Consider the following 13550-nt stretch of genomic DNA (forward strand, 5'->3'; position numbering starts at 1 on the left):
CGCGCTCAGCGCACCCGCGCCGCGATCTCGCGGGCGCAGTCGGCCGGGCCGGCGCGGCCGGTGTCCACCTCCAGGTCGTAGCGGACGCCCCGGTGGACGGCGTGGGCCTGGGATTCGGCCATCCCCGCCACCCGGTCCCCGCGGGCCAGTTCGCGGTCCCTGGCGATCTCCGGGGCGCAGCGCACGCCCACCCACAGCACCTCCAGCCCGTCCAGCGCGGTGCGCCAGCGGTCCTGTTCCGCGCGGCCGCCGAGGAAGACCTCGTCGAGGATGACGCCGGTGCCGGCGCGGGCCACCGCCGCGACGCCGCGGGCCCAGGCGTTGTTCAGCGTGCGGAACACCGGGCCGGCCGTGACCCCGCCGTCGGGCGCCAGGACGAGCCCGTCGGGTGAGGACATCAGGGCGGGCGGCAGCGCGTCGATGAAGCTGTCGACGCCGAACGTCAGCCAGGGGCGGTCGAGTACGTCCTGCAACGCGCGGGCGACCGACGAGGTGCCGGAGCTGGAGCCGCCGTTGAGGACGATCACATCGGTGGTCATCGCGCCACCGTAGGTGGTCAGCGGACGGATGTCCGCCGGAATACGACGATGTCGGCGGCGCCGCCGAGGGGTACGTAGGTGGCGTTGGGGTGGCGGGCCGCGGTGTCGGCGAGGGCCTGCTGCGGGGTGCGGTTGTCGCGCAGCTGGACCGCGACGTACTCGGGCGCCGGGATGCGGTTGTCGCCGATCCAGAAGACCCGGGCGCGTCCGGTGAGGCGGCTCAGCGGCCGGATGTCGGCCTCCACGGTGGCCCCGTCGGGGATCTTCTCCAGCAACCGTTCGGCGTCGGCGATGACGGACGGTTTGCGGTAGGCGGCGGCCTCGGTGAGACGGGACATCGGGAGCGTGGTGGTCAGCGCGAGCGCGGCGGCGAGCACCGCGGCCGGCAGATGCAGCGCGTACGTACGGAGCCAGGGGCGCGCCGAGAGCCGGGTGTGCGCCAGCGCGTCGGCCAGGGCGAGGAAGACCATCGGCATCAGGACGGCGTTGTAGTGCCAGTCGGTGCCCCAGTAGTGCGGGTCGTGGGAGAGGAACCGCCAGCCGAAGGTGGGCAGCGCGACCAGCAGCAGCGGGGAGCGCAGCGCGAGCAGACCGGTGGTGGGCAGCAGGATCCACAGGGTGGTGCGGACGGCGGTGGCCAGGGGGATGGCGGCGGTCGGCCCGCCGTCGCCGCTGAGTTTGCTCCAGTAGTCGTACGAGGCGGCGCCGTTGAAGCCGGGAATGATCACGGCGAGGGTGACCGCGGTGGCGGTGATGCCGAAGGCGACCAGGCCGATGGCGAGCGGGGTGGCCCGGCGGGTGCGGATCAGGATGACCGCGCCGATGGCGGCCGCGGTCACCCCCAGGTCCTCCTTGACCAGGACCAGCGGCGCGGCCCAGCACACCGCGGCGGTCCAGCGTTTGCGCAGCACCGCTTCGAGCGCGAAGGCGATCAGCGGCACCGCGAAGGCGATCTCGTGGAAGTCGAAGTCGACGGCCTTCTGCACACCCCAGGACAGGCCGTACGCGATGCCGATGGCCAGCCCCTTGCCGCGGCCCAGGAGGCGGGCGGCGGCGCGGGTGACCGGGAGGGTGGAGAGCGCGAAGAGCGCGGCCTGCGCGGTCAGCAGCGTCGCCGGGGAGGGGAAGAGGCGGTAGAAGGGGGCCAGGAGGATCAGCACGGGGCTGAAGTGGTCGCCGAGGACGTTGCTGCCGGGGCCCTTGAGGTCGACGATCGGCGCCTGGAGGTGGGCGTAGCCGCGGACGGCCTGTTCGAAGATCCCCAGGTCCCAGGACATGGGTGACATCGCCCGGAAGCGGCACAGGGACAGGGTGGCGAACGCGACGAAGAAGAACGCGGCCGTCCAGTAAGGGTCGAGGCGGGGGGCGCGGAGCGCGGCGAACCGGCCGGGCCGCCGGTCGCCGCCGGGGGCGTCCCCGTCCGTGCCGTTGCGGCTGTGCGGGATGCCGCGCAGCCGGTCCGCGGCGCGGCGCGCGGGGCCGGGGATGCGGGGGTGGGTCTGCGGTCCCGCGGTGGCCGGGGATGCGGGGCCGACCGGGGCCGCGGTTCCGGTGGGTGGGCCGGCGTTGCCGTCCGCCGCCGTTGCTGCGGCCGTGTCCATGAGGGTCCTCACTCTCAACTTCCGAAAAGATACTCGAAGGCTGAGGGCGCCGAGGACCGGTCCGACGCGGCGCCGGGGGCATTCCGGGACATGCCGGAAAGGGAGTCCGTCGCCCGCGCCGCCACGCCCGGCCGGGCCGCATACCGGGATATTCGAACGCACACACGTACGCTCGCTCGCCGGGGCCGGCGGTCGCGCCGTCGCGCCCCGGTATCGCGACATCAGCTCCCGGATTGGACAACCGACTTGATACGGACCGCGCCCACCGCCCGCCGCGCAGCGCTTCCCGTGACCACCGCCACCACCGCGGACACCACCGCCACCGCCGCCTCCTCCGTCGCCCGGCGGGTACGCAGGGCGGGCGTCGGCGTGGTGGCCGTGGCCGTCTCGGCGGCGGTGCTCGCCGGCTGTACGGACAAGACCACGGCCGACGCCAAGAAGCCCGGTCCGGCGGCGGCCAAGGGGGGCCAGGGCGTCAGCCCGCTGAAGAACCCCGACGGGACGAAGCCCGGTATCGCCCCGATCACCTCGAAGGCGGAGAAGGAAGAGGCGCGGCAGCTCATCGGGAAGGTGCGGACCGCCAACCGCGGACCGAAGACCGGGTACGCCCGGGACAAGTTCGGCTACGCCTGGATGGACACGGCCGACGGAGTGCCGATGGCGCGCAACGGCTGCGACACCCGCAACGACATCCTGGCCAGGGACGGCCGCGAGCTGCGCTACCGCGCCGGCTCCACCTGCGTCGTCGAATCCATGACCCTGGACGAGCCCTATACGGGCAAGACCATCGAGTGGCGGAAGCAGAAGGCCACCGCGGTGCAGATCGACCACGTCATGCCGCTCTCCTACGACTGGCAGATGGGGGCCGCCCACTGGAAGGAGGACAAGCGCAAGCAGATAGCGAACGACCCGCTGAACCTGCTGCCCTCCGACGGTCCGGCCAACGCGTCCAAGAGCGACTCGGGCCCGGCGACCTGGCTGCCGCCCAACAAGCAGATCCGCTGCTCGTACGCGGTCCGGTTCGCCCAGGTCTCCCTCAAGTACAGCCTGCCGGTGACCTCCGCGGACAAGCAGACCATGCTGGAGCAGTGCGCGAACTGACCGCGCAGGTGCGCCCGTCGAGGGGCGGGCGCACGAAGGACGGACGGCCGTCGGCCCGGTACCGCGCGAATGCGGTACCGGGCCGACGGCCGTCCGGGCGGTGTTGGAGGCAGCGGCTACTTCGGCTGCACCGAGGACTGCTCCACCGTCTTGTTGATCTCGTTGACCGCGTCGCCCACCGCGTTCACCGTGATCACCACGCCGACGATCGACAGGATCAGCGAGACGGCGCCCAGCACCGTGCCGGTGATCGCCATGCCCTTGTTGGTGGCCTGTCCGCGCTTGGCGCGGCCGGTGCCGACCAGGCCGAAGATCAGCGCCATGATGCCGAGGATTCCGGCCAGCCAGAACAGCAGCGGGATGAGTCCGCTGAGCGCGCCGATGATGCCGAGGATCAGGGCGGCGATGCCGAGACCGTTACGGGCCACCTGGTGGCCCGGCGCACCCATCGGTCCCTGCGGGCCGGGCTGGTAGTGCATCTGCTGAGACATACGAGGTGCCCCTTCCGGGCGCTGAAAGCGGATCCTGCGAAGCGATCCTGTCGAAGCGATGGGTCAATAACAGCAGAGGCTGTGAATCGAGTCAACACGAGTTCACGGGGTTTGGTTGTTCACGGCGTGAAGGGGGTGGTGGTGTGTCGATGGGTATGCTCGGCGGCACAGCGGCCACGGGGGCATCGCGACGGGAGCCAGCCAAGTGCCGGACAGCACATCACCGGGCAACACCTCACCGGACAGCGCGCCGAGCGGCGGCGCGCCGGACGATCGCGTGGTGAACGGCGCTGACGGCGCTGACAGTGCAGCCGGCGCTGACGCGGCGGGCGGCACTCCGGCCGGGCGGGCGACCGAGGTGACCGCCGCCGGGATCGCGCGGCTGGCCGGGGTCGGCCGGGCCGCGGTCAGCAACTGGCGGCGCCGGCACGCCGATTTCCCCCAGCCGGTCGGCGGCACCGAGACCAGCCCCGCCTTCGCCCTCGGCGAGGTCGAGCAGTGGCTGCGCGACCAGGGGAAACTCGCCGAGGTGCCGCTGCGCGAGCGGGTCTGGCAGCAGCTCGTCGGACATCCGGCCGGTGCCGCGGCCGCACTGCGGCAGGCCGGTGCCGTCCTGCTGCTGGTCCGTGACCGGCCGGCCGCCTGGCGGCAGCTGCGCGGCGCCGCCGACGACGCCGAACTGACCGGCGCGCTCGCCGTGGCGCTGGACTCCGTGCTCACCGCCCGGCTCGGCGCCCGGCACCCCGTCCACGGTCTGACCCCCCAGGCGCTCGCCCCCTCCGCCGCCCTGGTGCGCGCGACCGCCGACCTCGCCGCCGCGGACGGCGCCCCGCAGGCGTACGCCTTCCTGCTGGGCCGCCATCTGGACGCCAACCCCCGGCACTACACCCTCACCCCGCCGGGCCCTGCCGCGCTGATGGCCGAACTCGCCTCCCTGGCGAGCCCGTTGCGTACCGTTCTCGATCCGGCCTGCGGCACCGGCGGACTGCTGACCGCCGCCCGGGAGCGGGCCGCGGAGGCGACCGGGGAGCAGGGCGGGGAGCAGAAGGGGACCGCCGCCTCCCTCACCCTCCACGGCCAGGAGGCCGACCCCGACCTCGCCGCGCTCACCGCGCTCCGCCTCGCGCTGCTCGCCCCCGACGCCCGGGTGCGGGTACGGGCCGGCGACACCCTGCGCGCCGACGCCTTCCCGGCGGCGGCCGCCGACGCCGTCCTGCTCCACCCGCCGTTCAACGAACGCAACTGGGGCCACGACGAACTCGCCTACGACCCCCGCTGGGAGTACGGCTTCCCGGCCCGTACCGAATCCGAACTGGCCTGGGTCCAGCACGCGCTGGCCCGGCTGCGCGCGGGCGGTACCGCCGTCCTCCTGATGCCGCCCGCCGCCGCCTCCCGCCGCTCCGGCCGCCGGATCCGCGCCGACCTGCTGCGCCGCGGCGCGCTGCGCGCGGTCATCGCGCTGCCCGCGGGCGCCGCACCGCCCAACGGCGTTCCCCTGCACCTGTGGGTGCTGCGCAAACCCGGCGGCGGCGCGCCCGCCTCGCCCCGTCTCCTCGTCGTGGACACCGCGGGCCTCGCCACCACCCCCGCCACCACCGGCCGCGACAAGATCGACTGGCCGGCGGTCCGCGCCGTCGCCGTGGACGCCTGGCGGGCCTTCGACCGCGACGACGCCCTCACCCAAGAGCCGGGAGTGCGGCGGTCGCTGGCCGCCATCGATCTCCTCGACGACGACGTCGATCTCGCCCCGGCCCGGCATCTCCCGCCGCCCGCCGCGGCCGGCGGGCCCGCGGAACTGGCCCGGGTGCGCGAGGAGCTGGCGACCACCCTCGCCCGCACGACCGCGCTCGCGGACACGGCCACCCAGGCCGGCCCGGCCGACGGCGCCCGGCGGTCCGGGGAGGGTGAGGCGACCGGCGAGCCGGGGCCGGCCCGCTGGCCGCTCACCACCGTCGGTGAACTCGCCCGCTCCGGCGCCCTGGTGATGCGCGCGGGCGGTGCGGGCACCGCGCCTCCCGGTGGCGCGCCCGCTGTGCTCACCGACCACGACGTGCTCGGCGGCGACGCGCCCTCCGGCACGCTCCCGGAAGCCGCCTCCGCCGGCGCGGAGGAACCCGTACTCGTGCGGGCGGGCGATGTCGTCGTCCCGGTCCTCGGCGGCGGCGCGGTCGCCCGGGTCATCGACGACGCCACCGCGGGCGCTGCCCTCGGCCGCAACCTCACCCTCCTGCGGCCCGCCCCGGCCGCCGTCGACCCCTGGTTCCTCGCCGGGTTCCTGCGCGGCACCGCCAACACCCGCCAGGCCAGCAGCTACGCCTCCACCGCCACCCGGCTCGACGTCCGCCGCCTCCAGCTGCCCCGCCTGCCCCTCGCCGACCAGGCCCGCTACGGCCGCCGGTTCCGCGACCTCGCCGCGTTCGAGGAGAGCCTCCGCCACGCCGCCCGCCTCGGCGGACAACTCGTCCAGGCGCTGCACGACGGCCTCACGGACGGTTCGGTGGCGCCGGAGTAGGCGGCGGCCGCCCTGCCGTGTCCGTGTCCGCCGTGCCCGTTCACCGGGTCCGCTCGCCGGGCCCCCTTGCCGGGTGTTGCCGTGTCCGCGTAAAGCGCAGCCCGTCCCGTACAACCCCGGGCACTCCGCCGGTGTCGTATATACGCTCACAAACGTATGCGCCCGCCCCGCCGGCCGCGCGCGAGGCCGGTGCGGCAACACCGCTGCACCGGTCCTGACCGATCCACCAGGAGCAGCAATGCACGGCCCCGCCCCGGCTCATCCGCCGCACCGCCCCCCGGCGCAGGGGACGGTCGTCCTGCTGCGGGTGGTGTTCGTGGGGGTCGCCGTGCTCTCCATGGGGTTCCTGGCCTGGGTCGCGCTGCTGCGGGCCGCGGTCGTGGAACGGCGGCCGCTCGGCTGGTGGCTGCTCGGCATCGACCTGGCCCTGATCCTCGGCACGAGCGCGGTCGCGGGCGGCTTTCCCCAGGAGGACTGGCGGACGGATGCCGCGGTGGCGGTGCTGCTGGCCCAACTGGCCGCCGCCGTCGTCCGCTACCTGGTCGTCGACATCCGCGCGGTGCGGACCGCCGGGCAGGGGAACGCGTACGCCCCCGGCTACGGGTACCCGCAGGGGGCGGCGGCGTATCCGGGCGGGCCGCCCGCCACCGGCGCCGCCCCGCATCCGTACGGCCCGCCGCAACCGCCCGCGCCGTCCCGGGGGCCCGCGCCGGACGGCCCGCCGTACGGGCCCGGCCCCCGCCCGTACGGGCGTGCCGACCCGTCGTACGGGGGTGACGGCCCGTCGTACGGGGGTGACGGCCCGTCGTACGGGCGGGGTGCCCGGCCCTACCCGCCGCCGTACGCCGCGGATCTTCCCTACGCCCGGACCGAGACCCGGCCGCCCGCGCCGCCGCGGCCGAACCGCCCGGCCGCCCCCGGCCACCCGTACACCCCTCCCCAGGACCCGTCCGGCCCGCCGCAGGACGGCGCCCGGGAGCGGCCGCAGCCGCAGCGGATCGACCGGGTACGGGCCGAGCTCGATGAGCTGAGCGACTACCTCCGCAAGGAGGAGGGGCGGTGAACGGCCGGGTCATCGCCGAGCGCTACGAACTCTCCGCGCTGCTCGGCCAGGGCGGTATGGGCCAGGTCTGGATCGGCTACGACCGCCGCCTGGACCGCCGGGTCGGCGTCAAACTGCTGCGCCCGGACCGGGTGGCGGGCACCCCCGACGGCGAGGAGATGCGCCGCCGGTTCGTCCGCGAGTGCCGGGTCACCGCCCAGGTCGACCACCCCGGACTCGTCACCGTGCACGACGCCGGGAGCGACGGCGAGGACCTCTACCTGGTCATGCAGTACGTGGCGGGCGCCGACCTCGCCGACCACCTCGCCGAGCACGACCCCTACCCCTGGCCGTGGGCGGTCAGCGTCGCCGCCCAGCTGTGCGGGGTACTGGCCGCCGTGCACGCGGTGCCGATCGTGCACCGCGACCTCAAACCACGCAATGTCATGGTCCGGCCCGACGGTTCGCTGGTCGTCCTCGACCTCGGCATCGCCTCCGCCCTGGACACCGACACCACCCGCCTCACCCACACCGGCTCACCCATCGGCAGCCCCGCCTACATGGCACCGGAACAGGCCATGGGCGGCGCCGTCGGCCCGCACACCGACCTGTACGCCCTCGGGGTGCTGCTCCACGAACTCCTCAGCGGAGAGGTCCCGTTCGCGGGCCCGACGGCGCTCGGGGTGCTCCACCGCCATCTGCACGAGGAGCCCGTCCCGGTGCGCCGGCTGCGCCCGGACGTCCCCGAGGCCCTCGAAACGCTGGTGCTGCGCCTGCTGCACAAGGACCCGCAGGGCCGCCCCGCCGGCGCGCAGGAGGTCTACCAGGCGCTCGCCCCGCTGCTCCCCGCCGCCGCGGTCGCGGACGCCGCGCAGGCCCCGCGGACCCCCCTCGCCCCGATGGACCCGACCCGTCCCTTCCGGCAGCCGCACGCCCCCTGGCCGGTGCGCGCCGCGACGCCGCCGACGGCGCCGGTCCCGCCCCCGGCCGCGACGCCGGTGCCGGGGCAGGCGCCGATGCCCGCCCCGGCCGCCGCCCCGGTCTTCCGGACCTCCGGCACCGGGCACCCGTTCGCCGACCCCCGCACCTCCGTCCTCGGTACCGGCTCCGGGCGCCGGCCCCCGGAGTCGGACCCGCGTACCGCCGCACCCGCCGGACCGGACATCGCGGCCGCCGTCGACGAGGTCAGGAACCTGCTCGACCAGGGCCGCATCACCCGCGCCGTGGACATCCTCGGCGGCATCCTGCCGGCCGCCGCCGCCCGGCACGGCGCAAGCTCCCCGGTCGTCCGCTCCCTGCGCAAGCAGTACGCCGCCACCCTCATGGACGACGGCCAGTACCGCCGCGCCCTGCCCGAACTGCGGCTGCTGGCCGAGGAGTTCGCCAAGGAGTCCGGTCCGGGCGCGGCCCGCCAGGCGCTCCAGTTCCACCACGAGGCGGCGCAGTGCCTGGAGCAGCTCGGCGAGGTCGCGCAGGCGCTGGCCGAGTACCGCGCGCTGCTGCCGCACTTCGAGCGCTATGCCGACGACCCCGTACGCCCGCTCGAAATCCGCCGCTCCATAGGCCACTTGCTGCTCGCCCAGGGCGAGCGCGGCGCCGCGCAGGAGACCCTCTCCCGGCTGCTGTACGACGCCGAGCGGTTGCACGGCCCGCACCACGCGTTCCCGGCGGAGGTCCGGCGCACCCTCTACTGGCTCGGCCGGGTCGAGGGCTGAACGAGCCCGGCCGGACGCGGGGCGGTCCGCCGCGTACCCGGCGGACCGCGGCCCGCCCGCACGGGGCCGGCCGTCCGTCGCCTGTTGTCCCCACCTGACCGGACCGCGCGACGTGCCCCAACACGTGGGCATTCGTTGGCCAAACAGGTGGCCGGGATCACGTGGACTCCTTACCATCGATCAACGCCAGATCGATGAGCCCGCCCGCCTCCAGCCACCGCTGGGGGTGTCCGCACCGACCACCACCCCGCAGGGCGCGCCGCGCCGCGCCGCATTGTTCACGATCTTCGCCGGGAGGCCCAGTGTTCCGCCGTAGGACAGCGCTCTCCGTATCCGCCACCGTCGCCCTGCTGGCCGCGACCCCGCTGCTGACCGCCTGCGGCAGCGACGCGCGCCCCGGTGCCGCGGCCATCGTGGACGGCAAACGGATCACCGTCTCGCAGTTGCAGGCGAAGGTGCGGGACGTCCGTACCGCCCAGGGCGAGTCCCCGCAGGGCGACCGGCTCATCATGAGCACCGGCCGGCTGAGCCTGGCCACCCTCAACGGCATGATCTTCGAGCAGGTGCTGGCGCGCGGGGCGAAGGACGCCGGGGTGACGGTCGGCCGGCGCGACGTGGAGCAGTGGCGGGCCGCCGCCGAGGAGCAGACGGGCGGCCCCGCGCGCCTGAAGGTGATGTGGCTCCAGCAGGGGGTCGCGCCGGACCGGATCGACGCCACGGTCCGCAACCAGCTGCTGCTGGACGGCCTCGCCAAGCACCTCGGCGCCGACCGCCGTCAGCCGCAGGGCCAGCAGCAGCTCGCCGCCTCGCTGGCCAAGACCTCCCGCGCGATGGGCATCGAGGTCAACCCGCGGTACGGCACATGGGACGACAAGCAGGTCATCCTCGCCGAGGCCAAGGACCCGTGGATCACCACCGCGCCCGCGCCGAAGCCGCAGCAGCTCTGAACCCGGCGGGCCGCGGCGCCCGGTGACCACCGCGACGTACGTACGCGCCGGCGCCCGTACCGCGGCGGGGCCGGGGCCGCGGTCCGGCCGGCGCCCGGCGGTGTGTCAGTGGGGTGCGTTACGTTCGACGTGTGAACGCTGACGCTTCCCACGCCGCCGACGCCGGCGCCGCGGCCCGCCCCGAGGGCGCCGCCACCGGCCGCCTGATCCTGCTGACCACCAGCCACCGGGTCGCCCCCGGTCTGCTGTCCTGGCCCGCGTGGCAGGCGCTGCGCACGGCCGACCGGGTGCTCTGCGCCGACCCGGACAATCCGCAGCTGCCCTATCTGCGGGAGGCCGGTATCGAGGTCGAAGCGGCCACCCCCACCGCCCGCGAGCTGGTCGACTACTGCCTCCCCGCGGCCTCTCCGGCGCCGTCGGCGGCCCCGTCCGGCGCCCGCACCGCAGTGGTGCTGACCTCGGCGGACGGCGAGAGCGAACTGACCGACGGCCTGGCCCGGCTGGCCGGCTCCGGCCGGCAGACCATGCCCGACCTGGAGCTGCTGCCCGGCTCCTACGATCTGCCCGGCGCCCGGCTGCTGGACCTCGTCCAGGTCATGGACCGCGTCCGCGCCGCCTGCCCGTGGACCGGTATCCGTACGCACGAGGACCTCGCCAAGTACGCCCTGGAGGAGACCTACGAGCTGGTCGAGGCCATCGAGGCGGGTGACCGCGCGGCGCTGCGCGAGGAGCTGGGCGATGTCCTCCTCCAGGTCGTCTTCCACGCCCGGATCGCGCAGGACGACCCCGACGCGCCGTTCTCCGTCGACGATGTGGCGGGCGGGATCGTCGAGAAGCTGATCCACCGTCATCCGCATGTCTTCGGGGACGAGACCGCCGAGACCCCGGAGGACGTCAAGGCGCACTGGCTGCGGACCAAGGCGGCCGAGAAGAAGCGCGAGTCGGTGACCGACGGGGTGCCGCTGGCCCAGCCCGGTCTGGCGCTGGCGGCGAAGCTCGCCTCGCGGGCCCGTACGGCCGGGATCGAGGCGGTCCCGGCGGGCGACGGCATCGGCTACGAACTGCTGGCGCTGGCCGTCCGCGCGCAGGCCGCGGGCACCGACCCGGAGACCGCGCTGCGCGCCGCGGCCCGCACCTACCGGGAGGCGATCCGGGTGGCGGAGGGGCTGCCGCCGGAGCCCGTCACGGAAACGGCCGTGGATGAAGAGGACGAAGAAGGGGAAGCGGGCGGAGCCTGGGGCGGTAGCTGCGCGTCCGGGAGCCGGGAGGGCTGAGCGCGCCCGGCGGGCCGGGCGGAGTGCGGGCGGGGCCGCCCGGCCGGGGGCCGGTGGCGCAGCCGCTCCGCGAGCCAGACCAGCACCACGGCGGCCGCCAGCCCCGCGCCCAGTACGCACACCCCGCCCCAGCCGGCGGCGCTCCAGACCACCGAGGTGAGCGCCGAACCCGCCGCGCCGCCGACGAAGTAGCTGGTCATATAGGCGGAGTTGAGGCGGTTACGGGCCTCGGGGCGGACCCCGTTGATCAGGTTCTGGTTGCTGATGTGCACCGCCTGTACGGCCAGGTCCAGCACGACCACCCCGGCCAGCAGCGCCGCCAGCGACCACCCGCCGCCCGCGCCGCCGGCCGCCAGCAGCCCCCAGGACCCCAGGAGCAGCAGCGCCGCGCCGCCGGTGACCCGGTGCGCCAGCCCCCGGTCCGCCAGCCGCCCGGCCACCGAAGCGGAGAGCGAACCGGCCGCCCCCACCAGCCCCAGCAGCCCGATCGCCGACTCCTGCCAGCCGTAGACCGGACCGGACATCAAGAACGCCAGCGCCGTCCACAGCACGCTGAACCCCGCGAAGCAGAGCGCGCCCAGCGCGGCCCGCCACCGCAGCACCGGCTCCCGCGCGAAGAGCCCCAGCGTCGAACGGAGCAGCGCCGGATAGCGCAGCCCGACCGTGGTGCGCAGGGCCGGCAGCCGGAGCCGCAGCAGCACCGCCATCAGCAGCATCAGCGCCGCGTTGACCCAGTAGACGGTGCGCCAGCCGCCGAGCTCGGCGAGCAGCCCGGCGGCCGTACGGGCCAGCAGGATGCCCAGCAGCAGCCCGGTCATGACGGTGCCGATGGTCCGGCCGCGCTCGGCGGGCGCCGCGAGGGTCGCCGCGTACCCCACGACGACCTGGGCCATGACCGAGGTCAGCCCGGTGAGCGCGGTGCCGGTCAGCAGCAGGGCGGCGTTCGGCGCGCTCGCGGTGACGGTCAGGAAGACCGCGGTCGCCAGCGTCAGCGCGACCGCGAGGCGGCGCCGCTCCAGCAGATCGCCGAGCGGGACGAGCAGCAGCAGACCCAGCCCGTAGCCGGTCTGGGCGACCGTCACCACCAGCGCGGCGGTGCCGGCGGACAGCCGCAGATCCTGGCCCATGACATCCAGCAGCGGCTGGGCGAAGTAGTTGCCGGCGACGGACAGGCCGGTGGCCACGGACATCAGCAGCAGCAAACCGCGCCCCAGCCGACCGGGGCCGCCGCCGGGCCCCGTCCCCGCCTCCGCTCGCGTACCCGGCTCCGCTCCCGGATTCCGCTCGGGCTCTCTCATCTGTCCTCCCTGGTGCCGCCCGCGCCGCCGCGGCGCCGGGCGGCACCCAGCCTGCGCCCGGGGCGATCGATGAGTCCAACACATCGTTGTCATCGCATCCATCGCGGAACACGATCGATCCCTGGTTACGATCGGCGGATGGAGCTCCAGCAGATGCGGTACGTGGTCGCGGTCGCCGAGACGGGCGGGTTCACCCGGGCCGCCGAGCGCTGCCATGTGGTGCAGTCCGCGCTCAGCCACCAGATCGCCCGGCTGGAGAAGGAGCTCGGCGCGCGGCTCTTCGACCGGACCAGCCGCAGCGTCCGGCTGACCGCCGCGGGCGCGGCCTTCGTCCCGGTCGCCCGGCAGACGCTCCAGGCCGCCGAGCGGGCCCGCGCCGAGGTGGAGGCGGCGTCCGGCGAGGTGCGCGGCCGGCTCGCGGTGGGCGCCATCTCGACCGTCGCCGCCGTCGACCTCGCCCGCGAACTGGGCGCCTTCCGCACCCGCTGCCCCCAGGTGCGGATCAGCCTGCGGACGGAGATGAGCGACCAGCTCATCGAGCAGGTCAGACAGGGCGCGCTGGACGTCGCCTTCATCGGCCTGGCACCGGGCGCGCGCACCGCCGGGGTACGGCAGAAGGAGCTGTCGCGGGGCGAACTGGTCGCCGTCGTACCGCCGGGGCACCCGCTGGCCGGGCGGGCGTGGACGAGGCTGTCGCGGCTGGCCCGGGAGACCTTTGTCGACTTCACCGCGGGGTCGGCGGCCCGGCGCCAGCGCGACGACGCGTTCCGTGCCGCGGGGCTGGCCGCCGCGGACGTGGCGTTCGAGGTGACCACCGTCGAGTTCCTGGCGAAGCTGGTGCGCGCCGGGCTGGGGGTCGGCATGGTGCCCGAGTCCATCGCCGCCGAGCTGACCGGGCTGCACGTCGTACGGGTCCGGCCGGCCCCCGAGCGCGTCGAGCGGCTGGTGTGGAGCGGCCTCGGCCCGTCCCCGCCGGCCGCCGCCTTCCTGGCGGGGCTGGGGGTGGACGCGGGGTAATGCGACGGCGGGG

9 protein-coding genes and 2 pseudogenes are annotated in these 13550 nt (G+C 75.3%); 7 read left to right on the top strand and 4 right to left on the bottom strand.

Annotation, left to right across the window (positions count from 1 at the left end; translation table 11 throughout):
• Window positions 1-5: 5 nt before the first annotated feature.
• Together cpt and IH09_RS16660 are read right to left on the bottom strand one after the other, a co-directional pair.
• Window positions 6-539 carry a chloramphenicol phosphotransferase CPT gene (gene cpt, locus IH09_RS16655; RefSeq protein WP_052857047.1) on the bottom strand — a complete coding sequence of 178 codons (534 nt, stop codon included), beginning with the start codon at window positions 537-539 and terminating at the stop codon, window positions 6-8.
• 17 nt (window positions 540-556) lie between these two features.
• Window positions 557-2140: a DUF2079 domain-containing protein gene (locus IH09_RS16660; RefSeq protein ID WP_052857048.1), complete on the bottom strand. Its 1584-nt coding sequence runs from the start codon at window positions 2138-2140 to the stop codon at window positions 557-559.
• 369 nt (window positions 2141-2509) lie between these two features.
• Between IH09_RS16660 and IH09_RS16665 the strand changes: the two genes are divergently transcribed.
• A complete protein-coding gene (locus tag IH09_RS16665; protein WP_052857140.1) occupies window positions 2510-3241 on the top strand; it encodes an HNH endonuclease family protein in 732 nt (243 codons plus the stop codon).
• A gap of 119 nt (window positions 3242-3360) precedes the next feature.
• On the opposite strand, the pseudogene IH09_RS16670 reads toward IH09_RS16665, so the two are convergent.
• Window positions 3361-3732 (bottom strand): annotated as a pseudogene (locus IH09_RS16670) (DUF4190 domain-containing protein); the annotation flags it as partial.
• A gap of 358 nt (window positions 3733-4090) precedes the next feature.
• Between IH09_RS16670 and IH09_RS16675 the strand changes: the two are divergent.
• The 5 genes from IH09_RS16675 (at window position 4091) to IH09_RS16695 (ending at window position 11222) form a co-directional block, all read left to right on the top strand.
• A complete protein-coding gene (locus IH09_RS16675; RefSeq protein ID WP_052857141.1) occupies window positions 4091-6244 on the top strand; it encodes an N-6 DNA methylase in 2154 nt (717 codons plus the stop codon).
• Between the two features lie 238 nt (window positions 6245-6482).
• Complete coding sequence (locus IH09_RS16680) at window positions 6483-7307, top strand: hypothetical protein (RefSeq protein WP_052857049.1); 825 nt, start codon at window positions 6483-6485, stop codon at window positions 7305-7307.
• Window positions 7304-9001 (top strand): protein kinase domain-containing protein, encoded by a 1698-nt coding sequence (locus IH09_RS16685; protein WP_052857050.1) that lies wholly within the window; start codon window positions 7304-7306, stop codon window positions 8999-9001. Before IH09_RS16680 ends, IH09_RS16685 begins: the two co-directional genes overlap by 4 nt.
• 302 nt (window positions 9002-9303) lie before the next feature.
• The gene (locus IH09_RS16690; protein ID WP_052857051.1) at window positions 9304-9948 is read left to right on the top strand and encodes a SurA N-terminal domain-containing protein; all 645 of its coding nucleotides are present in this window, start codon (window positions 9304-9306) and stop codon (window positions 9946-9948) included.
• 131 nt (window positions 9949-10079) lie between these two features.
• A complete protein-coding gene (locus tag IH09_RS16695; RefSeq protein ID WP_110952360.1) occupies window positions 10080-11222 on the top strand; it encodes a nucleoside triphosphate pyrophosphohydrolase in 1143 nt (380 codons plus the stop codon).
• A gap of 44 nt (window positions 11223-11266) precedes the next feature.
• On the opposite strand, the pseudogene IH09_RS16700 reads toward IH09_RS16695, so the two are convergent.
• Window positions 11267-12520, bottom strand: a pseudogene (locus tag IH09_RS16700) (MFS transporter); the annotation flags it as partial.
• A gap of 138 nt (window positions 12521-12658) precedes the next feature.
• On the opposite strand from IH09_RS16700, the gene IH09_RS16705 reads away from it, so the two are divergent.
• Window positions 12659-13537 (top strand): LysR family transcriptional regulator, encoded by an 879-nt coding sequence (locus IH09_RS16705; protein WP_052857052.1) that lies wholly within the window; start codon window positions 12659-12661, stop codon window positions 13535-13537.
• The last annotated feature ends 13 nt before the right edge of the window (window positions 13538-13550 follow it).

Source organism: Streptomyces celluloflavus (genome assembly GCA_000720995.1).
Taxonomy (GTDB): domain Bacteria; phylum Actinomycetota; class Actinomycetes; order Streptomycetales; family Streptomycetaceae; genus Streptomyces; species Streptomyces celluloflavus.

Coding starts and splice junctions, on each gene's coding strand:
- IH09_RS16705 (WP_052857052.1), top strand. CDS start 12,659: ATGGAGCTCCAGCAGATGCGGTACGTGGTCGCGGTCGCCGAGACGGGC.
- IH09_RS16680 (WP_052857049.1), top strand. CDS start 6,483: ATGCACGGCCCCGCCCCGGCTCATCCGCCGCACCGCCCCCCGGCGCAG.
- cpt (WP_052857047.1), bottom strand. CDS start 539: ATGACCACCGATGTGATCGTCCTCAACGGCGGCTCCAGCTCCGGCACC.
- IH09_RS16660 (WP_052857048.1), bottom strand. CDS start 2,140: ATGGACACGGCCGCAGCAACGGCGGCGGACGGCAACGCCGGCCCACCC.